Genomic DNA, 18,795 nt, shown 5'->3' on the forward strand with positions numbered 1-18,795 from the left:
GGACGCGTCCGGCCGTGGCGCCGCGGGCTCGCGGCCACGGACCGCTGCTCCCGCGAAGGTGGAGGAGGCTCCAGATGCGCGCAACCGTGGGCGACCAGCTTGTCCAGCACGGCAGGGTGGTCGGACAGCACGACAAGGTCGGCGAGATCGTCGAAGTGCTCGGCCAGGAGGGCAACCCCCCGTACCGCGTCCGGTTCCAGGACGGGCACGAGGGACTGTGCTCCCCGGGCCCCGACACCGAGATCCGGCACCGGAGCACGCAGCCGGCGGCGGTCTCGCAACCCCCGACGAGCACTCAGCCGCCCGGCATGGGGCTCTGATTCAGGACGCGGGGTTCGCCGGCTGCCCGTAGTGGTCGGCGATCACCCGTGCCATCGCGCCGGCCGGATCCGCCGCCACCTCCTTCGCGGCGAAGAAGACGTGCCCCTTCACCTGCGGATACCGGCGGGCCAGCGTCAGGTGCCGGGAGAGTTCGGCCGGGTCCTGCCACGGGGCGGCCTGTGCCGGGTCGCCGGCCCGGTAGAGGGCCTCGCCGATGTACAGCCGGGTGCCGCTGCCCTGGGCGACCCCGGCCCACCACCGCACCAGCTCGGCGTAGTCGGCGGCCGGGAAGCCGATGTGCCAGTAGAGCTGCGGGCAGATGTAGTCCACCCATCGCTCCCGGACCCACTTGCGGGTGTCCGCGTAGAGATCGTCGTAGGCCTGCAGGGCGCGGGTGCCGGAGCCGAGCGGGTCGGTCGACGCGTTGCGCCACACCCCGAACGGGCTGATCCCGAACCGGGTGCCGGGCTGCGCCTTCTTGATCCCGGCCGCCATGTCCCGCACCAGGCGGTCGATGTTGTCCCGCCGCCAGTCGGCCCGTCCGGCGAAACCGCCGCCGTACCTCTCGAAGGCCGCGTCGTCGTCGAAGGTCTGGCCCGCGACCGGGTACGGGTAGAAGTAGTCGTCGAAGTGGACGGCGTCCACCGGGTACCTGCGGACCGCGTCGAGCATCGCCTCCTGCACGAAGCCGCGGACCTCGGGCAGCCCGGCGTTGTAGTACAGCTTCCCGCCGTAGCGCACCACCCACTCCGGATGCCGGCGCGCGGGGTGGTCCGCCAGCAGCCGGGAGGGGTCCGCGTGCGTGGCGACGCGCAGCGGGTTGAACCAGGCGTGCAGCTCCAGACCGCGTGCGTGGGCCTCGGCGACGGCCGTGCCGAGCGGGTCCCAGCCGGGGTCCTTGCCCTGGGTGCCGGTCAGGTACTGCGACCAGGGCTCGTGCGGCGAGGGCCACAGCGCGTCCGCCGCGGGCCGCACCTGGAAGATCACCGTGTTGAGCCGGCTGCGCACCGCCTGGTCGAGGTGGGCGAGCAGTTCCGCACGCTGCCGGGCGGCGCTCAGCCCGGCCCGGGAGGGCCAGTCCCGGTTGACGACCGTGGCCAGCCACATGCCGCGCATCTCGGCCGCCGCGGCGGCCTGGCCCGCGTTCGCGGCGGCCGCGCTCCGCGCGGTCGGTCCGGGCGCCTCCCCGGCCGGCGAGCCGTCGGCCGCCGGGTCCCGCCCGTCCGGCCCGGGCGGCCGCCGTCCGGGCCGTCCCGGGGAGGCCGCGGCCTCCCCGGACAGCACCAGCGCCGACAGGGCCGCCGCGGCGAACGCCCGGCGTGTCACACGTCCCATCCAGAACACCCCCATACTCCGCGCGGTCACGCGGTCACGGACAGTCTCCGGGCCAGGATGCCCCCGACCCCGGTGATCGATCATCGATACTTGGCGGTAACGTGCACGAACGGAGCAGGCACGAGCAGGCCCCGCGACCCGGCGGACTGCCGCGGCCGAACGGATCAGCGAAGGGGACGATGTGACAGGCATCCCATCGGGAGACATTGCGCGCGTCGGAGTGGTCGGCTGTGGCCAGATGGGCGCCGGCATCGCGGAGGTGTGCGCCCGCGCGGGACTGGACGTCAGGGTCGCCGAGACCACCGGCGAGGCCCTGGAGATCGGCCGCACCCGGCTGTTCAACTCCCTGGCCAAGGCCGCCGAGCGGGGCAAGATCAGCGACGCGGAGCGGGATGCGACGCAGGCCCGGCTGAGCTTCACCACCGACCTCGGCGAGTTCGCCGACCGCGATCTGGTGATCGAGGCGGTGGTGGAGAACGAGCAGGTCAAGACCGAGATCTTCCAGGTGCTCGACCAGGTGGTGACCCGCCCGGACGCCATCCTGGCCTCCAACACCTCCTCCATCCCGCTGGTGAAGCTGGCCGTCGCCACCGCGCGTCCGGACCAGGTCATCGGCATCCACTTCTTCAACCCGGCCCCCGTGCAGCAGCTGGTCGAGCTGATCCCGGCCCTCACCACCTCCGAGGGCACCCTCAGCCGGGCGCAGCTGTTCACGGAGAAGGTGCTCGGCAAGCACGCCATCCGCGCCCAGGACCGCTCCGGCTTCGTCGTCAACGCGCTGCTGATCCCGTATCTGCTCTCCGCGATCCGGATGTTCGAGTCGGGCATCGCCAGCCGCGAGGACATCGACAACGGCATGGAGATGGGCTGCGCCCACCCGATGGGCCCGCTGAAGCTCTCCGACCTCATCGGCCTCGACACGGTCGCCTCCGTCGCGCACTCGATGTACGAGGAGTACAAGGAGCCGCTGTACGCCGCTCCCCCGCTGCTCCAGCGCATGGTGGACGCGGGCCGGCTCGGCCGCAAGACCGGTTCCGGCTTCTACACCTACGGCTGATTACCCAGCGCTAGCTGGAGGGGCCCGGCACCCGGCGGGGGTGCCGGGCCCGCGTGTTTCACACACCGTGTGCGCGGCGGCCACGCATATGCCGTGCGCACACACTCCCCATGCGCCCACCAGGCGAGTTGACTCAGCATGCGCATGCAAGGGATGTGAGAGAACACGGAAAGGAGCGGTTTCGTGACCGCCGATCCCCGGCAATCCGTCTCCCTGGAGGAACTCGCAGAGTTACGGCGCCGCCTCGACGTCGCCTACGCGCGCGTCGAGGGCGGGCTGGCCCTGCTCTCCCACCGCACCGAGGAGACCGCCAAGGAAGTCGACGAGCTGCACACGCGGCTGGTCCACCTGGAGCACGCCCGCTGGCCCCTGCCCTCGATCACGGCCGTGACCGCGATCGGGGCCCTGGCCGTGGCGGTCTGGCAGGCCCTCGGACGCTAGGAGACGACCAGGACACGGCCCTGGGGCCGGGCCGGCCTCAGGAGGTGTCCCTCTGGGGCACGGGATCCTGGCCGAGCCGCAGGTGATGGAGTAACAGCAGGGCTGCGGCCATGTTGGCGGCCGGGACCTCGCCACGGGCGACCAGGTCGGGGACGAGCTTGAGCGGGACCCACTCCCGGCGGTCCGACTCGAAGTCGTCCACCGGGTGCCCGACGTACTCGCCGGTGTCGGCCCAGTAGACGTGGTGCCGGGCGTCGGTGAGCCCGTTGGACGGCTCCACGCTCATCAGGTGGCGCAGGGGTCCCGGCCGCCAGCCGGTCTCCTCCTCCAGTTCCCGGGCGGCCGCCGCGGCGATGTCCTCGCCGTCCTCGACGACGCCCGCCGCCAGCTCCCACCCCCAGCTGTCGGTGATGAAGCGGTGGCGCCACAGGAGCAGGACCTCGTTGGCCTCGTTCACCACCGTGGCCACGGCGACGGGCCGCAGCCGTATCAGGAAGTGGTCGAGGTGCCGGCCGTCCGGGAGCTCGACGTCCGCGAGATTGACGCTGAACCAGCGATTTTCATACACAGTTTGTTCGTTCTGTTTCGTCCACTGCACGGTTCTGCCACCTTCCGCTGAGTAAGGGGCAATATCCCAGCAGGAGCGGGGCAGGCAGCAGGGCGCACGGCCGGCCGCTCGCGGGCGGCGGCGGGCGCAGCGTGCCGCGCGGCGTCGCAACGGATCACGCGGGTCGCGGGGTACGGCGGTGCGGGGTACGGCGGCGCGCCCCGGTGAACGCCGGTGACCCCCGCGGCCCACCGGTACCGCGTGCGGCTACAGCGGTACGCGCAGGGCCCCGTCGATGAGTTCGGCGGCCTCGGCCGTCCCGGCGCCGCCGCTGCGCGTCAGATGCTCGCGCACCGCCCGGAGTCTGTCCCGCAGCCGCTGGGACTCCATCCCGCGCGCCTGCTCGGCCATCAGCACCGCCGTCTGCACGGCCTTGTCCGCGTTGCCCTGGCGCAGCTCGATGGTGCTGAGCATGGCCAGCCGGTGCACCCGCCCCCGGTCGTGCGCGGGGGTGTCCACCGCCGCCTCGGCGTGCTCGCGGGCCGCCGCCAGCTCGCCGAGACTGAGCAGGGCCTCCGCCACCTGGACGTTGACCAGGCCGGGCTGCACATAGCCGGTCTCGTCCGGCTCGTAGCCGCGCCGGATCCGCTCGGCGGCCTGCTCCGCCCGCCGGATGCAGGACAGCGCGCTGCTGCCGTCGCCGAGATGGGCGTACGCCTTGGCCTGCATCGCGTACAGGTCGGAGGCGAGCGCGGGGGTGATGTGTCTGCCCGCGGTGCGCAGCGCGGCCTCCGCGAAGGCGACGGCCTGACGGTACTCCCTCATGTACAGCGACTGGTTGACCAGCAGGGCGATCACGTACGCACCGAGTCCCCGGTCACCGCTGGCCTTGGCCAGCCGCAGCGCCTGGTGGAAGTAGCGCTGGGCGAGGCCGTGCGCGTCGGAGTCGTAGGCGCAGATGCCGGCGATCGCCACCAGCCCGCCGGTGGCCCGGTGCAGCTGACGCCCCGTCGCGTCGGTGTAGCCGCCGCGCAGCAGCGGCGCGGCCTCGGCGTTGAGGAAACCGACGATCCGGGTGCGCGTCGCCACGCCGCCGGCCTTGCGGTACATCTGCTCGTAGTGGGCGCGGGCGGCGCGCAGCATCTCGATGTCGGCCGGGGTGACCCGGTGCCGTCCGCCCCGGGAGACGTCGACGTCCTCGGGCGGGTTCTCCCACTCCCACACCGGCATCACGGCGGGTGTGCCGGTGACGGCGGGGGCGCCCAGGATGTGCGGGCGCTGCTGCTCGTCGGAGCGCCACAGGGCGGTCGCCCGCTCGACGAACCCGGAGAGCGAGGTGCCGTGGCCGGCCGGCTCGCCGCCGGGGACCCCGAGGCCGATGTCGTCGAGGGTGACCGGCCGGTGCAGCCGGGCGGCGAGCACCTCGCAGATCAGGTCCGGCACCTGGCCGCGCGGGCGCTGCCCCTTCAGCCAGCGGGCCACGGCGGTGTGCTCGTACCGGAGCGCGAGTCCGCGCGCCCGGCCGGCCTGGTTCACGTGCGCGGCCAGTCCGGCGTGCGAGATGCCCGCCTCGTCGAGGATCGCGTCGAGCAGGGTGTTGGGCTGCATGGGAACGCCCCCAGGTGGTGGCTCGGTGCTGACAGCGTAGTGAAGCCGGGTTCACACGGGGTGTGAACGGAGTGCCCGCATCCGCACCGTGTGCGCGCTGTCGCGGAGCGTTTCCGGCCGGTTGACTGAAACGCCTCGCAAGAGGCCGGCCCGGGCCGCCGGCTCCCCCTCACCACAGTGCGGCGGCCCGTGTCCCGGCCGTCCGCTCCGCCGCCTGCCCGACACTCCGTGGCGGGGCGGACGGCCGCCGCCGGCCCTGCGGGGTCAGCGGCGCCTGCGCCGGCCGGGGTCACGGGGTGGCGGCCCGCGTGGTTCCCGGCGCCGCCGCAGCGGCGGGCCGGGGCCGGCGCGCGTCGTGCAGGACCAGCAGTGCCACGTCGTCGGCCGGCTGTCCGGCCGTGTGCCGCAGCAGCCGGGTGAAGACGGCCGCCAGCAGCGCCCGCGGCGTGCCCGCCCCCGCCCCCAGCGCCTCCGTCAGCACGGCGGTGAGGGGGAAGAACCGGCCCTGGGCGTCGCGGGCCTCCTCCGCCCCGTCCGTGTGCAGGAACAGCGCCTCGCCGGGGCGCAGCGCCGCGCACCGTACGGCGGGCAGCTCGGGCGGGAGCGGGAACGGGCCCAGCGGCGGCAGCGGGTCGGCCCGGGACAGCGGCTCGACCCGGGCACCGAGCAGCCGGTACGGCCACGGGTGCCCGCAGTTGAGCGCTTGCACCTCGCCCCCAGGGGCGATCTCCAGCAGCAGGAGGGTCACGAAGTCCTCGGCGACCGGGCTGTCCGGGCCGGCCGTCCGGGCCCGCTCGCGCAGGTCGCGGGCGAGCGCACGGTCCAGCCTGCGCAGCACCCGGCCGAGGTCCGGCTCGTCGTGCACGGCTTCCCGGAATCCGCCGAGCACGGCGGCGACGGTCCCGACGGCACCGACCCCGTGCCCGCGCACATCGCCGATCACGGCCCGCACGCCGTACTCGGTGGCGACGACCTCGTACAGGTCACCGCCCACCCCGGCACGCCGGTCGGCGGAGAGCTGGGCGGCGGCCACCCGCAGCCCGCCGACGCGCGGGGGCAGCGGCCGCGGCAGGGCCCCCCGGGCGGCAGCGGCGGCCTCGCGGGACCGCTTCGGCTCACGCAGTGTCCGGCGGGCGTGGAGGACCAGCCCGGTGCCGACGGCGAAGAGGACGGCGCCGGAGACGATCCGCACCCGCAGCCCGCACTGCCGGGCGAGCGGGCAGGCCGGCTCGCCCGCGACGGCCGCGGCGCCCCGGGCGGTGGGCAGCCCCGGCGCGAGCGCCCGGCGGCCGGGGGCCCGGGCCCTGATACGGATCATGCCGATGGCCCCCCTGTAGGCCCTGACAGCGCAGACCGGCCCCGAGAGGCCGGTCCGATTCTGTCGATCGCATGACCCGTGACGACGGATCCGCCGGAAACCTCACCCGATCGAGTGAGGTGACCGGCGTGCCCGCGAGGGACGCGGCGTGCTGCGCGCGCGACCGAGGACGACCGACGGCCGTCCCGGCCCGCGCAGCACGCCGTGGGCGCGGAGGACTCAGCCCCGCAGCACCGCCCCGGTCCGCTCGGCGGCCAGCGCCACCGCCGCGTCGCGCGCCGCGGACGCCTCGTCGACCGTCAGCGTCCGGTCACCGGCCCGGAAGCGCAGCGCGTACGCCAGGGACTTCTTCCCGTCGCCCAGCTGCTCCGCGTTCTCGTACACGTCGAACAGCCGGATGGCCTCCAGCAGCTCGCCGGCGCCCTCGCGCAGCGCGGCCTCGACCTCCGCGTGCGGCACCGGCTTGTCCACGACGAGCGCGACGTCCTGCGTGGCCACGGGGAAGGTGGAGATGCCCGGCGCCTGCGGCGTGTCGTCGCCGGCCCGCTCCAGGGCGTCCAGGTCCAGCTCCATCGCGCAGGTCCGCCCGGGCAGCCCGAGCGCCTTCAGCACGCGCGGGTGCAGCTCGCCCGCGTGGCCGACGACCTGCTCGGCGCCGTCGGCGACGACGACCAGCTCGGCGCACCGGCCCGGGTGCCACGGCCCGTACCGCCCCTTGCGGACGACCAGGCCGGCCCCGGCCTCACGGGCGACGGCCCGGGCGGCCTCGATCGCGTCGGCCCAGTCGGCCGGACGGCCCTTGCCCCACCAGCCGGCCTGCTCACGGGCGCCGGCGAGGACGACGGCGACGTGGCGGGGCTGCTCGGGCAGCGCGGCGTCGAGCGCGGCGATCTCCTCGTCGGTGGGACGGCGGTCGACCGGTACGTGCCCGGCGACGGGCCGCTCCGCACGCGGGTGGAAGACCAGGCCGGTCTCGAACAGCGCGAGATCGTGCGAGCCCCGCCCGTCGTTGCGCCGCAGCGCGCCGAGCAGGCCCGGCAGCAGCGAGGTGCGCAGCGCGGGCTCCTCGTCGCTGAGCGGGTTGACGAGCCTGACCACGCGGCGGGCGGGGTCGTCGGCGTCCAGGCCGAGCTGGTCGAAGACCTGCTCGCTGACGAACGGGTAGTTCGGCGCCTCGACGTAGCCGGCACCGGCCAGTGCCCGGCCGACCCTGCGGTGCAGCCGCTGGCGGTGCGTCAGGCCGCGGCCGGACGGCGGCTTGGGCAGGGTGGAGGGCAGGTTCTCGTAGCCCTCCAGCCGGATGACCTCCTCGGCGAGATCGTTGGCCTCCAGCAGGTCGGGGCGCCAGGACGGGACGGTGACGATCAGCTCGTCCTGCCCGTACACGTCGCAGCCGATCTCCTGGAGCCGCCGTACGACGGTCTCCCGGCCGTAGGTGACGCCCGCGACCCGGTCCGGGTGGTCGGCGGGCACGGTGATGGTGTGCGGCGCGGACGGCGCGATGACCTCGGTGACCCCGGCGTCGGCGGTACCGCCCGCGAGCAGCACCAGCAGGTCGACGGTGCGCTGGGCGGCGGCGGAGGCGGCCTGCGGGTCGACACCGCGCTCGAAGCGGCGCGACGCCTCGGAGGACAGCTTGTGGCGGCGGGCGGTGCGGGCGATGGACACCGCGTCGAAGTGCGCGGCCTCGATCACCACGTCGGTGGTGGCGCCCTCGGCGTCCACGGGGGTCCCCCCTGCTCGAGCGGAGTCGAGAGCTTGGGGGAGGTCGGCGATCTCCGTGTCGGCGCCGCCCATGACGCCCGCGAGGCCGATGGGCCCGCGCTCGTCGGTGATGACCAGGTCCTCGGCGTGCAGCTTCCGCTCGACGCCGTCGAGGGTGACGATCTTCTCGCCCTCCTCGGCCCGGCGCACCCCGATCGTGCCCTGGACCAGCTTGCGGTCGTAGGCGTGCAGCGGCTGGCCCAGCTCCATCATCACGTAGTTGGTGACGTCGACGGCCAGGGAGATCGGGCGCATGCCGACCTTCTGCAGCCGGCGCTGGAGCCAGATCGGGGAGCGGGCCTCGGGGCGCAGCCCGGACACGGTGCGGGCGGTGAAGCGGTCGCAGCCGAGCGGCTCGGAGATCTTCACCGGGTAGCCGAAGGCGTTCGGCGCCGGGACGTCGAGCAGCGCCGGGTCGCGCAGCGGCAGGCCGTAGGCGATGGCGGTCTCGCGGGCGACGCCGCGGATGGACAGGCAGTCGCCGCGGTTGGCGGTGACGGCGATGTCCAGCACCTCGTCGACCAGTTCGAGCAGCTCGATGGCGTCGCGGCCGACCTCGGTCTCGGGCGGCAGCACGATGATGCCCTTGCTGCCGTCGTCTCCCATGCCCAGCTCGTCGCTGGAGCAGATCATGCCGTGCGAGACCTTGCCGTAGGTCTTGCGCGCGGCGATGGAGAAGCCGCCCGGCAGGGTGGCGCCGGGGAGCACCACGACGACCTTGTCGCCGACCGCGAAGTTGCGGGCGCCGCAGACGATCTCCTGGGGCTCGCCGGTGCCGTTGGCCCGGCCGACGTCGACGGTGCAGAAGCGGATCGGCTTCTTGAAGCCCTCCAGCTCCTCGATGGTCAGCACCTGGCCGACGACCAGGGGACCCTTGAGGTCGTGGCCGAGCTGCTCGACCGTCTCGACCTCCAGACCGGCCGAAATGAGCTTGGCCTGGACGTCACGGCCGGTCTCGGTGGCCGGCAGGTCGACGTACTCCCGCAGCCAAGAAAGCGGGACCCGCATCAGATCTCCATCCCGAAGGGCCGGGTGAACCGGACGTCACCCTCGACCATGTCTCGCATGTCATCGACGTTGTGGCGGAACATCAGCATCCGCTCGATGCCGAACCCGAAGGCGAAGCCGCTGTACTTCTCCGGGTCGACGCCGCAGGCGGTGAGCACCCGCGGGTTGACCATGCCGCAGCCGCCCAGCTCGATCCAGCCCTCGCTGGAGCAGGTGCGGCAGGGGCGGTCGGGGTTGCCGACGGACTCGCCGCGGCAGACGTAGCACACCATGTCCATCTCGGCGGACGGCTCGGTGAAGGGGAAGAAGTTCGGCCGCAGCCGGGTCTTCATGCCCTCGCCGAACAGCGACTGGACCATGTGGTCCAGGGTGCCCTTGAGGTCCGCCATGGTCAGGCCCTCGTCCACGGCGAGCAGCTCGACCTGGTGGAAGACCGGGGTGTGGGTGGCGTCCAGCTCGTCGGTGCGGTAGACGCGGCCCGGGCAGATCACGTAGACCGGCAGCTCACGGTCGAGCAGGGAGCGGATCTGCACCGGCGAGGTGTGGGTGCGCAGCACGACACCGGAGTCGGCGCCGCCGTCCGGGCCCTCCACGAAGAAGGTGTCGGCCTCGCCGCGGGCCGGGTGGTCCGGGCCGATGTTCAGGGCGTCGAAGTTGAACCACTCGGCCTCGACCTGCGGGCCCTCGGCGACCTCGTAGCCCATGGCCACGAAGACGTCCTCGATGCGCTCGGACAGGGTGGTCAGCGGGTGGCGGGCGCCGGCCGGGACCCGGTCGTACGGCAGGGAGACGTCCACGTCCTCCTCGACCAGCACGCGGGCGTCCCGCTCCGCCTCCAGCTCGGCCTGGCGGGCGGCGAGCGCCTTGTTGACGGCGCCGCGGGCCTGGCCGACGCGCTTGCCGGCCTCGGCCTTGGCGTGCGGGGGCAGGGCGCCGATCTCGCGGTTGGCGAGGGCCAGCGGGGAGGTGCCGCCGGTGTGGGCGACCTTGGCCTCCTGGAGCGCGTCGAGGGAGTCCGCGGCGGCGAAGGCGGCGAGCGCCTCGTCCCGCATGCGCTCGATCTCTTCCGGTTTCAACGCCTCGACCTCGACAGGGTCGTACGACTTATTGGGTGCCGACATCTCTTCCCGTGCTTCCGATTGTCCCCCAGCTTCGCTGGGAGGTGCCCCCTGGCGGATGGTCCCCGTGACCGGCCGGTGAGCTGGCTCGTCTGGGCCGTGTGCAGGACACAAAGGTGCCAAAGGCCGAGTCTAACGGGGTGGAGGTGTACGAATGCGCCCGTGGGTCACTGGGCGAGATACGCCGGTGCCCCCACGGGCAGCGTAAATCGGAACTCGGCGCCGCCCTGCGGGGCACGTCCGACCGTGATCGTGCCGCCGTGGGCCTCGACGATGCCCTTGACGATGTAGAGCCCGAGGCCGGTGCCGCCGCGCTTGCTGCCCCGCCAGAAGCGGGTGAAGACGCGGTTCATGGATTCCTCCGGGATGCCGGGCCCCTCGTCGCTCACGGTGACCGACGTGGCTGCTTTCTCGGCGGACTCCCCCTCACGGGGGGAAGCCGTGGCCGTGATGTCGATGGTGACGGTTCCCTCGCCGTGGCGCACCGCATTTTCCAGCAGGTTGCTGAGCACCTGGTCGATCTTGTCGGGGTCGGCCCACAGGTCGGGCAGCGGCTGCTCGATCCGCAGCAGGAACCGGTCGGCGGCCTGCCCGGCGGCGACGTACGCCTGGATGTGCCGGCCGACGGCGGCGCCGATGTCGACGGGCTGCCGGCGCAGCTCCAGCCGCCCGGAGTCGATGCGGGAGATGTCCAGCAGTTCGGCGATGAGCCGGGTGACCCGGTCGGCGTCCGCGTCGACGGTCTCCAGCATCAGCCGCTTCTGGTCGTCGGTGAACCGTTCCCACTTGGCGAGCAGCGTCGCGGTGAAGCCCTTGACGGAGGTGAGCGGGGAGCGCAGCTCGTGGGCGACGGTGGCGATCAGCTCGGCGTGGCTGCGCTCGGTGCGCCGCCGGGCCTCGGTGTCGCGCAGGGAGACGACGACGCGGCGGACCGGCCCGGTGGGCTCGCTGCGGACGTAGCGGGCGGAGACCAGCACTTCCCGGCCGCCCGGCAGCAGCAGGTTGCGCTCGGGCTGGCGGACCCGGATGGCGAGGCCGCCGTAGGGGTCGGTCAGCTGCCACCAGCGCCGCCCCTCCAGGTCCTCTAACGGCAGCGCCGTCTCCAGCGGCCGGCCGAGGACGTCGGCGGCCCGGACGTCGGCGATGCGTTCGGCGGCTGCGTTGCAGCAGATCACCCGGCCGTCCTCGTCGGCGACGACGAGGCCGTCGGGCAGGTCGTCGGGATCGAGCCCGGGTCCCGCCGCCGGGTCACCGGGCCGGGGCGCGGGCGGGTGCCGCACGTCCCGTGCCCCCGGTGCGCTGCTCGTGCCGACGCTCATCCCCGTATCCCACCTCTCGGATGGTTGAGTGGGCCCCCCGAGCCCGTCACCCTACTAGCTCTCGGTGACGGTTCGGCACCCTCCGGAGGCGCGCTGCGCGCGGGCCGACGCGTAGAGACATACGGCGGCGGCGGTCGCGAGGTTCAGGCTCTCGGCGCGGCCGTGGATGGGGACGCGGACCACGGCGTCCGCGAGGGACCGGGTCTCCTCGGGCAGGCCCCAGGCCTCGTTGCCGAAGACCCAGGCGGTGGGTCCGCCCATGGTGCCCTTGTCCAGCTCGTCGTCGAGGTCGTCGGTGCCGGCCCCGTCGGCGGCGAGGATCCGCACCCCCGCGTCCTTGAGGCCGGCGACGGCCTGTTCGACGGGCACGCCGACGGCGACGGGCAGATGGAACAGGGAGCCCACCGAGGCGCGTACGGCCTTCGGGTTGTACAGGTCGACGGAGGCGTCGGTGAGCACCACCGCCTCGGCGCCCGCGGCGTCGGCGCAGCGCAGCACGGTACCGGCGTTGCCGGGGTCGCGGACGTGCGCGAGGACGGCGACGAGTTTCGGCCGCGCCCGGAGGATCTGCTCGAACGGCGTGTCCACGAAGCGGCAGACACCGACCAGGCCCTGCGGGGTGACGGTGGTGGAGATGTCGGCGATCACCTGCTCCGAGGCGAGGTGGACGCGGGCGCCGGTGTCCCGGGCCTCGCCGACGATGTCGGCGTACCGCTCCGCGGCCTCGACGGTGGCGAACAGTTCGACGAGGGTGTCCGGGTACGCCGCCGCCTCCCGTACGGCCTGCGGGCCCTCCGCGAGGAACAGCCGCTCCTTGCCCCGGAAGTTCCGCTTGGCCAGCCGCCGGGCGGCGGAGACGCGGGGGGAACGGGGGGAGATCAGCTCGGGGCTGGCGGGGGGCATGTCCGGTTCACCTTCATCAGCATCGGCAGCAGCGGGTTGGTCTTGCGCAACACAACGGACCCGCGGGCACAGCCCGCGGGTCCGTTCAGTCGCGTCGGCTCAGTGCCGGCGGGGCGTCACGCGGCCTTCGGCGCGTTGACGTCCGACGGCAGCGCCTTCTGCGCGACCTCGACGAGCGCGGCGAACGCGTTCGCGTCGTTCACGGCCAGCTCGGCCAGGATCTTGCGGTCGACCTCGACGTTCGCGGCCTTCAGACCCTGGATGAAGCGGTTGTACGTGATGCCGTTGGCGCGGGCAGCGGCGTTGATGCGCTGGATCCACAGCTGGCGGAAGTCACCCTTGCGCTTCTTGCGGTCGTTGTAGTTGTAGACCAGCGAGTGGGTGACCTGCTCCTTGGCCTTGCGGTACAGGCGCGAACGCTGACCGCGGTAGCCGGAGGCCTGCTCGAGGATCGCCCGGCGCTTCTTGTGGGCGTTGACTGCCCGCTTGACGCGTGCCACTTGTTTTACTCCTTGTAGCGGGGCCGTGGGTGTCTTCACACGGCCCGGAAACGATTGGGTCCCGGTCTGCGCAGTGGGTCAGGCGCTCACGCGCCCGGCCTCACTTGCCGAGAAGCTTCTTGATCTTCGCGGCGTCGCCCGGGGCCATCTCGGCGTTGCCGGTGAGGCGACGCGTCACGCGGGACGACTTGTGCTCGAGCAGGTGGCGCTTGCCGGCGCGCTCGCGGAGCACCTTGCCGGAGCCGGTGACCTTGAAGCGCTTGCTGGCACCGCTGTGCGACTTGTTCTTCGGCATAGCGCCGTTCTCTCCTCGTCGGTGGCGCTCCGGTGCCCGGTCGCGAAACCGGGCACGGTGGAGCGTCGCTTGTATCGGTTACGTCCTTGGGGGCTCGCGCCCCCGGGGATCACGCCTCGGCGGAGGCGTCGGCCGGTGCCTCGGCGTTGGCGGCTGCGGGGTCCGCGGCGTTCATCGAGCGGCCGGGGTTGGCCTTCGCTTCGGCCTTCCGGGCTTCCTGCGCCTGGCGAGCCTCGGCCATCGCCTCGGTCTTCTTCTTGTGCGGACCGAGAACCATGATCATGTTTCGGCCGTCCTGCTTCGGGTTCGACTCCACGAAACCGAGGTCCTGGACGTCCTCCGCGAGCCGCTGCAGCAGCCGGTAGCCCAGCTCGGGCCGGGACTGCTCGCGACCACGGAACATGATCGTGATCTTGACCTTGTCGCCCTGCTTGAGGAACCGGACGACGTGACCCTTCTTGGTGTCGTAGTCGTGCGGGTCGATCTTCGGCCGGAGCTTCATCTCCTTGATGACCGTGTGCGCCTGGTTCTTGCGCGCCTCACGGGCCTTCATGGCCGACTCGTACTTGAACTTCCCGTAGTCCATGAGCTTGCACACGGGCGGACGGGCGTTCGCCGCGACCTCGACCAGGTCCAGGTCGTACTCCTGCGCAAGCTCCAGTGCCTTCGCGAGCGGCACGATGCCGACCTGCTCGCCACTGGGACCGACAAGTCGCACCTCGGGAACGCGAATCCGGTCGTTGATGCGGGGCTCGGCGCTGATGGATCCTCCTCGGTAGCACCACACGGCGGTCTGGCGGACAGCCGCGTAACGTCTCTGTTCGTTAGACCTAACCGCGCCGAGACAGAAAAAATGCCCCGGACGATCACAGGCGGGGCTCCTCGAACTACCGGAGCACCGCCGCGAATCATCGCGGGGCGCGCATTCGGACGGATCGCCGCCTCGGGACGGGACCGTCTGACCGGTGACCCGCCGCCCCAGGGGGCGGTCAGGTGGGAGTTCGAAGCCTCCACTTGTGGGCCGGGCACACGGCGGTGTCCGGCCGGTCGTCCACCAGATTACCAGCATCCCTTGACAAGGGCTAACCGGGAGGGCACGGCACCGCACCGCCTATGGTGTGGGGCATGAGTGAGACCTCCCCCTCGGACTCCGCCGAGACGCCCGACTTCGCCGCCATGACCCGTGACATCGCGGAGGTCCCCGCGGTCGAGGTGATCGTGACGGTGGCCGTCAACCTGATGAGCGCCGCCGCCGTGAAGCTCGGCCTGACCGAGGAGGGCGACACCCACAAGGACCTCGACGAGGCCCGCAAGCTGATCCACGCCCTGGCCGGACTGCTGGACGGCAGCGCGACCGAGATCAGCTCGTTCCACGCGGCGCCGCTGCGGGACGGCCTGAAGTCGCTGCAGCTGGCCTTCCGCGAGGCGTCCCTGGTCCCGGACGAGCCGGGCCAGGGACCGGGCGAGAAGTACACCGGTCCCGTCTACGGCTAGTCCCCGCACCCGCTCCCGTCCGTACGGGGGCTTCCCTACCGTTCGTACAAGGGCTCGCCCGGAGGCGTGGTCCCGGCCGGCAGCAGTGCCAGGTCGAGGCCGCGCACCAGGCGGGCCCTCAGCGTTTCGTCGGCGGCGAGCCGCGAGGCGACCGCGCGGGCGGCCTGCGCGGGGGCGGCGTCCGGGTCCAGGACGAGGGCGAGGGTCCCGTCGGCCTGCCCCGGGCCGAGATGGGCGCGCACCACCGCGGGCTCCGCGGCGACGGCGGCGCGCACCGCCGCCAGGACGGCCGGGTCGGCGAGCGGGTCGGTCGTCGTGCGGCCTTCCGCCAGGGCGAGCAGCGCGGGACCGGTCAGCTCGAACGGCACCGGTCCGGCGAGGTCGAGGACGACCGTGTCCGCCTTCTCGTGGGCGGCGGCCTGGAGCGCCTGGTGCAGCGGCACGGCCACGGGGCGGGCCTGCGGGTCCCAGCGGGCGAGGGAGTCGGTGGAGGTGAACGCGGGCAGCGCGGTCCGGCCCGCGGCCTTCAGGGTGGGGACGGCCATGTCGCTGGTCTTCTCGCGGCGCAGCCCGTTCTCGTCCTCCTCCACCTCGCCGAGCACGGCGACGACGGGGACCAGCAGCCGGGCGCCCTTCAGCGCCTCCAGGACGGGGCCGAGAGCGGTGCGGTCCTCGGCCCAGGCGGCGAGCGCCGCGCTCAGCCGGGGATCGGCGGAGCCGTCGTCGTCGGAGAAGCCGGGGTCGGGAATGTTCTTGTTCGCCACGGTCACCGACCCTATAGGGGGACCTGGCGGCGGGGCGCGAGCGGGCTTCGCGGCCCCTTCACGGGCGTCGTCCGCGGCCCCGCCACAGGACCACCGCCGACACCAGCAGGACGCCGCCCACGCTTCCGGCGAGCGGGCCGGCCCAGCCGGTGCCGTCGGTCCCCGGGCCGGTGGCGTCCGGGCCCGGGCCGAAGTACTCGCCGGTGTGGGCGGCCGGACGAAGGTCCTCCGGTTCGAGGCGGCCGGCCGCCTCGATGGCCGCGGCCGGGTCGACGAAGCCGAAGCCCCGGGAGTCGTCGCGGCCGTCGACCGGGGCGTTGCGGGCGGTGTCCTCCAGCAGGCGCTTGATCTGGGCCGGGGTCAGGCCGGGGTGGGCGGCCTTGACCAGCGCGACGGCGCCGGAGACGAACGCGGCGGCGGCGCTGGTGCCCCACCCCTCGTAGTACTTGCGGTCCGGGTCGGCGATGACCACGTCGACGCCGGGGGCGCTGACCGTGGCGTACCAGCGGCGGGTGGAGAAGGAGGCGCGGGTGCCGAACTTGTCGACCGCGGTGGCGGCGATGACGCCCGGGTAGGCGGCCGGGTAGGAGATGTGGTCGCCCTTCTCGCCGCCGTTGCCGGCCGAGGCGACGACGACGGAGCCCTTCCTCAGGGCGTACTGGACGGCCTCGTCCTCGGCGGGCTCGGGGTGGGCGGAGGCGGAGTCGTCGCCGAGGGAGAGGTTGATGACGTCGGCGCCCTGGTCGGCGGCCCACCGGATGCCGTCGGCGAGGGCGTTGCCGCGGGTCTTGCGGGCTTTGGCGCGCGCGGAGTCGCCGTCCTCCAGGATCACCCGGACGGGCAGGATCTTCGCCTCGGGGGCGATGCCCAGGACGCCTTCGGTGCCGCCGTAGCCGTGTCCGTGCCCGGCGATGATCCCGGCCATGGCGGTGCCGTGCCGGGCCCAGGCGCGGTCGCCGCGCCCGGCGCCGAAGCCGACCATGTCCTTCCCGGTGAGGACGTTGCCCTCGAGGTCGGGGTGGGTGGCGTCGACGCCGGTGTCGAGGACGGCGACGGTGATGCCGGCGCCCTTGGTGGTCCGCCAGGCCTCCTGGGTGTGCAGGGCGTCGAGCCCCCACTGCTTGGCGCGGATGCCGTCGGCGTGCGCGACGGTGGGCGGCACGAGCGTGAGGGAGGCGGCGAGCAGGACGCCGAGCAGGGTGGCCCGGCGGGTCGTACGGCGGCGGGTCATGAGGGCTGCTCCGTGGCGGCGGCGACGGCTGCGCGCAGGCCGCGCTCGATGCGGTCGGCGAGGCCCTTCGCCTCGTGGCCGAGGCCCGCCTGGGCGGGGGCGCTGGTGGCGCCGGAGCGGGTCGCGTCGGCGGCCGGCTGCGGGTCGTCCACGGCCCGGCCGTCGGCCCAGCCGGAGACGGCGTAGACGACGACGGGGGCGTCGGTGAGCACGGAGAGGGTCCAGGAGGCGCGCTGGGCGGGGCCGAACGCGGCGGCGACGGTGTCCTCGGGGGCGTAGGGGCGGGGCATCAGGTCGGTGCGGCGGTACAGGCCCTCGTCCTCGAACTGCCTCTCCAGGGAGCGCATGCCGGCGGCGTCGGCTCCGGTGAAGAGCAGGCCGACGGTGGTGACGTGGCTCTGGGTGGCGTCCGTGTAGGTGGCGCGCAGCAGCCGGTCGCAGCCGGCCGGGGCGAGGGCCTTGCGCAGCAGCGGGTCGAACGCGTCGGCGCAGCCGCCGTCCGGGGCGACGGCGATCCGGGTCCAGGTGCGGTCGGCTCCGCCGGGTCCGGCGCCGCGGCCCGCGACGGTGGGCGGGAAGAGCCGGTCGACGGGCAGGTTGTGCCAGAGCCCGGCGGCCGTGGCGAACGCGCCGCGCTCCCCGGTGCCGGCCGGGTCGCCGGCGAGCCAGCTTCCGGTGACCGCGCCGCCGATGAGGCCGAGCCCGAGGACGACGCAGGCGGCGGCAGCGACCGTCTGCCGGCGCACTCGTCCGCCGAGCGGGCCCGGGACGTCGTGGGTGTGGGGCATGGCGAGTCCGTGGGCAGGCGGGGCGCTCCAGGAGGGTGCGGGGGCGTCGGGCGGGGTGGTCGCCGGCGGGGTGCGGTGCGCCGCGGGTTCGCCGGACGCGGTGGAGCGGCGGTCCGCGGGCTGGGCGGGCGCCGTGGCCCGGTGGCCGTCGGGCTCGCCCGGGGCCGGGTACCGGCGCCCCGCGGCATCCCGGGCCGCCCCGGCGCGGTCGCCGGGGTCGCCCGGCGCTGCGGACCAGCCCGCCGCGGCCCGGCGTCCGGCGGACTCGGCGGACGCCGCGGCCCGGTGGCCTTCGGGCTCGCCCGGGGCCGGGTACCGGCGCCCCGCGGCATCCCGGGCCGCCCCGGCGCGGTCGCCGGGGTCGCCCGGCGCTGCGGACCAGCCCGCCGCGGCCCGGCGTCCGGCGGCCTCGGCGGACGCCGCGGCCCGGTGCGCCGCGGGCCCGGTGGGGGCGGGGTGTCCGGAGGACCGGCGGTGTCCCGGTCCGTCGGGGGCCGGCACGCGGCCGGTGTCCGGCGCGGGGGACGGCTCCGCCGGGACGGGGCGCAGCCGGGTGGTGCGTTCGGCGGGGGTGTCGGCGGAGCGCGGCGGCACGGGTCCGCGCGGCGGCGGGGGCGGCAGGTCCGGGAAACGGGCCGAGGCGGGCGGCGGGGGCGGGGCGAGGGGGGCCTGGCCGGGGCGGCGGGGGGCGGGGCCCGGCTCGCCGGTCCGGGACGGGCCGGTGGTCCGCCGGTCCGCGGAGGGCTCCGGGGTGCCGGGGGCGGGCGGGGCGGCGGGGCGCGGGGGGACGGGGGCGCGCGACGCGTCCGTGCTCATGCGCCCCCCGCTTCCTCGTGCCCGGGCCCGACTCCTCGCACGCGGGCCGCCCGTCTCCTGGTACGCGAGCCGGCCGTCCGCCCGTCGCACGCGTACCGGCACGGCCGGAAAGCCGTCCGGCGGGTGCTCCCGCGCGGGGGCCGTTCCGCCGTGCGTGCGCGTCACTTT

18 protein-coding genes are annotated in these 18,795 nt (G+C 74.3%); 4 read left to right on the top strand and 14 right to left on the bottom strand.

Translation table 11 applies throughout. From position 1 onward, the window contains the following. Nucleotides 1-74: 74 nt before the first annotated feature. On the top strand, nt 75-320 hold the full coding sequence (locus SGLAU_RS06445) for a DUF1918 domain-containing protein (RefSeq protein WP_052413644.1): 246 nt from the start codon (nt 75-77) through the stop codon (nt 318-320). Nucleotide 321: 1 nt separating this feature from the next. On the opposite strand, the gene SGLAU_RS06450 is transcribed toward SGLAU_RS06445, so the two are convergent. After that, nucleotides 322-1,656: a glycoside hydrolase family 10 protein gene (locus SGLAU_RS06450; protein WP_043506341.1), complete on the bottom strand. Its 1,335-nt coding sequence runs from the start codon at nt 1,654-1,656 to the stop codon at nt 322-324. 181 nt (nt 1,657-1,837) lie between these two features. Here SGLAU_RS06450 and SGLAU_RS06455 point away from each other — a divergent pair, with 181 nt between their 5' ends. After that, entirely contained in the window at nt 1,838-2,713 is an 876-nt protein-coding gene (locus SGLAU_RS06455; RefSeq protein ID WP_078957621.1) for a 3-hydroxybutyryl-CoA dehydrogenase, read from the top strand. Nucleotides 2,714-2,896: 183 nt separating this feature from the next. Then, complete coding sequence (locus tag SGLAU_RS06460) at nt 2,897-3,154, top strand: hypothetical protein (protein ID WP_043499147.1); 258 nt, start codon at nt 2,897-2,899, stop codon at nt 3,152-3,154. Between the two features lie 37 nt (nt 3,155-3,191). Here SGLAU_RS06460 and SGLAU_RS06465 read toward each other — a convergent pair whose 3' ends face one another. The 10 genes from SGLAU_RS06465 to infC all read right to left on the bottom strand — a co-directional run bounded on the left by SGLAU_RS06465 (nt 3,192) and on the right by infC (nt 14,321). Then, nucleotides 3,192-3,752 (bottom strand): NUDIX domain-containing protein, encoded by a 561-nt coding sequence (locus tag SGLAU_RS06465; protein ID WP_078957622.1) that lies wholly within the window; start codon nt 3,750-3,752, stop codon nt 3,192-3,194. A gap of 216 nt (nt 3,753-3,968) precedes the next feature. Continuing rightward, complete coding sequence (locus SGLAU_RS06470; protein WP_043499151.1) at nt 3,969-5,309, bottom strand: hypothetical protein; 1,341 nt, start codon at nt 5,307-5,309, stop codon at nt 3,969-3,971. Nucleotides 5,310-5,598: 289 nt separating this feature from the next. After that, nucleotides 5,599-6,627: a PP2C family protein-serine/threonine phosphatase gene (locus SGLAU_RS06475; protein WP_043499153.1), complete on the bottom strand. Its 1,029-nt coding sequence runs from the start codon at nt 6,625-6,627 to the stop codon at nt 5,599-5,601. Nucleotides 6,628-6,846: 219 nt separating this feature from the next. Then, on the bottom strand, nt 6,847-9,399 hold the full coding sequence (pheT, locus tag SGLAU_RS06480; RefSeq protein ID WP_043499155.1) for a phenylalanine--tRNA ligase subunit beta: 2,553 nt from the start codon (nt 9,397-9,399) through the stop codon (nt 6,847-6,849). After that, nucleotides 9,399-10,520, bottom strand: a complete 1,122-nt coding sequence (gene pheS / locus SGLAU_RS06485; RefSeq protein WP_052413645.1) for a phenylalanine--tRNA ligase subunit alpha — start codon at nt 10,518-10,520, stop codon at nt 9,399-9,401. The genes pheT and pheS overlap by 1 nt, the downstream gene beginning before the upstream one ends. 164 nt (nt 10,521-10,684) lie before the next feature. Continuing rightward, entirely contained in the window at nt 10,685-11,836 is a 1,152-nt protein-coding gene (locus tag SGLAU_RS06490; protein WP_043499157.1) for an ATP-binding protein, read from the bottom strand. A 54-nt stretch (nt 11,837-11,890) separates the two neighbouring features. Continuing rightward, complete coding sequence (locus SGLAU_RS06495) at nt 11,891-12,739, bottom strand: TrmH family RNA methyltransferase (protein ID WP_043499160.1); 849 nt, start codon at nt 12,737-12,739, stop codon at nt 11,891-11,893. A 116-nt stretch (nt 12,740-12,855) separates the two neighbouring features. Beyond that, the gene (rplT, locus tag SGLAU_RS06500; RefSeq protein WP_006141703.1) at nt 12,856-13,239 is read right to left on the bottom strand and encodes a 50S ribosomal protein L20; all 384 of its coding nucleotides are present in this window, start codon (nt 13,237-13,239) and stop codon (nt 12,856-12,858) included. Nucleotides 13,240-13,339: 100 nt separating this feature from the next. Further along, entirely contained in the window at nt 13,340-13,534 is a 195-nt protein-coding gene (rpmI, locus tag SGLAU_RS06505; protein WP_004933563.1) for a 50S ribosomal protein L35, read from the bottom strand. A 109-nt stretch (nt 13,535-13,643) separates the two neighbouring features. Further along, nucleotides 13,644-14,321, bottom strand: a complete 678-nt coding sequence (infC, locus tag SGLAU_RS06510) for a translation initiation factor IF-3 (protein WP_078957623.1) — start codon at nt 14,319-14,321, stop codon at nt 13,644-13,646. Between the two features lie 338 nt (nt 14,322-14,659). Between infC and SGLAU_RS06515 the strand changes: the two genes are divergently transcribed. Further along, complete coding sequence (locus tag SGLAU_RS06515) at nt 14,660-15,028, top strand: DUF1844 domain-containing protein (protein WP_099052915.1); 369 nt, start codon at nt 14,660-14,662, stop codon at nt 15,026-15,028. A gap of 35 nt (nt 15,029-15,063) precedes the next feature. On the opposite strand, the gene SGLAU_RS06520 is transcribed toward SGLAU_RS06515, so the two are convergent. The 3 genes from SGLAU_RS06520 to SGLAU_RS36155 are packed head-to-tail and all read right to left on the bottom strand — an operon-like array spanning nt 15,064 to nt 18,627. Continuing rightward, entirely contained in the window at nt 15,064-15,792 is a 729-nt protein-coding gene (locus SGLAU_RS06520) for an SseB family protein (protein WP_043506342.1), read from the bottom strand. Nucleotides 15,793-15,850: 58 nt separating this feature from the next. Next, nucleotides 15,851-17,023: a type VII secretion-associated serine protease mycosin gene (gene mycP / locus SGLAU_RS06525; protein WP_043499168.1), complete on the bottom strand. Its 1,173-nt coding sequence runs from the start codon at nt 17,021-17,023 to the stop codon at nt 15,851-15,853. Further along, on the bottom strand, nt 17,020-18,627 hold the full coding sequence (locus tag SGLAU_RS36155; RefSeq protein ID WP_244315182.1) for a hypothetical protein: 1,608 nt from the start codon (nt 18,625-18,627) through the stop codon (nt 17,020-17,022). The genes mycP and SGLAU_RS36155 overlap by 4 nt, the downstream gene beginning before the upstream one ends. Nucleotides 18,628-18,795: the final 168 nt, after the last annotated feature.

The sequence above is a fragment of the Streptomyces glaucescens genome, from assembly GCF_000761215.1.
Classification (GTDB): Bacteria; Actinomycetota; Actinomycetes; order Streptomycetales; family Streptomycetaceae; genus Streptomyces; species Streptomyces glaucescens_B.

Coding starts and splice junctions, on each gene's coding strand:
- SGLAU_RS06445 (WP_052413644.1), top strand. CDS start 75: ATGCGCGCAACCGTGGGCGACCAGCTTGTCCAGCACGGCAGGGTGGTC.
- SGLAU_RS06495 (WP_043499160.1), bottom strand. CDS start 12,739: ATGCCCCCCGCCAGCCCCGAGCTGATCTCCCCCCGTTCCCCCCGCGTC.
- SGLAU_RS36155 (WP_244315182.1), bottom strand. CDS start 18,627: ATGAGCACGGACGCGTCGCGCGCCCCCGTCCCCCCGCGCCCCGCCGCC.
- SGLAU_RS06450 (WP_043506341.1), bottom strand. CDS start 1,656: ATGGGACGTGTGACACGCCGGGCGTTCGCCGCGGCGGCCCTGTCGGCG.
- SGLAU_RS06490 (WP_043499157.1), bottom strand. CDS start 11,836: ATGAGCGTCGGCACGAGCAGCGCACCGGGGGCACGGGACGTGCGGCAC.
- SGLAU_RS06470 (WP_043499151.1), bottom strand. CDS start 5,309: ATGCAGCCCAACACCCTGCTCGACGCGATCCTCGACGAGGCGGGCATC.
- SGLAU_RS06475 (WP_043499153.1), bottom strand. CDS start 6,627: ATGATCCGTATCAGGGCCCGGGCCCCCGGCCGCCGGGCGCTCGCGCCG.
- pheS (WP_052413645.1), bottom strand. CDS start 10,520: ATGTCGGCACCCAATAAGTCGTACGACCCTGTCGAGGTCGAGGCGTTG.
- pheT (WP_043499155.1), bottom strand. CDS start 9,399: ATGCGGGTCCCGCTTTCTTGGCTGCGGGAGTACGTCGACCTGCCGGCC.
- mycP (WP_043499168.1), bottom strand. CDS start 17,023: ATGACCCGCCGCCGTACGACCCGCCGGGCCACCCTGCTCGGCGTCCTG.
- SGLAU_RS06515 (WP_099052915.1), top strand. CDS start 14,660: ATGAGTGAGACCTCCCCCTCGGACTCCGCCGAGACGCCCGACTTCGCC.
- rpmI (WP_004933563.1), bottom strand. CDS start 13,534: ATGCCGAAGAACAAGTCGCACAGCGGTGCCAGCAAGCGCTTCAAGGTC.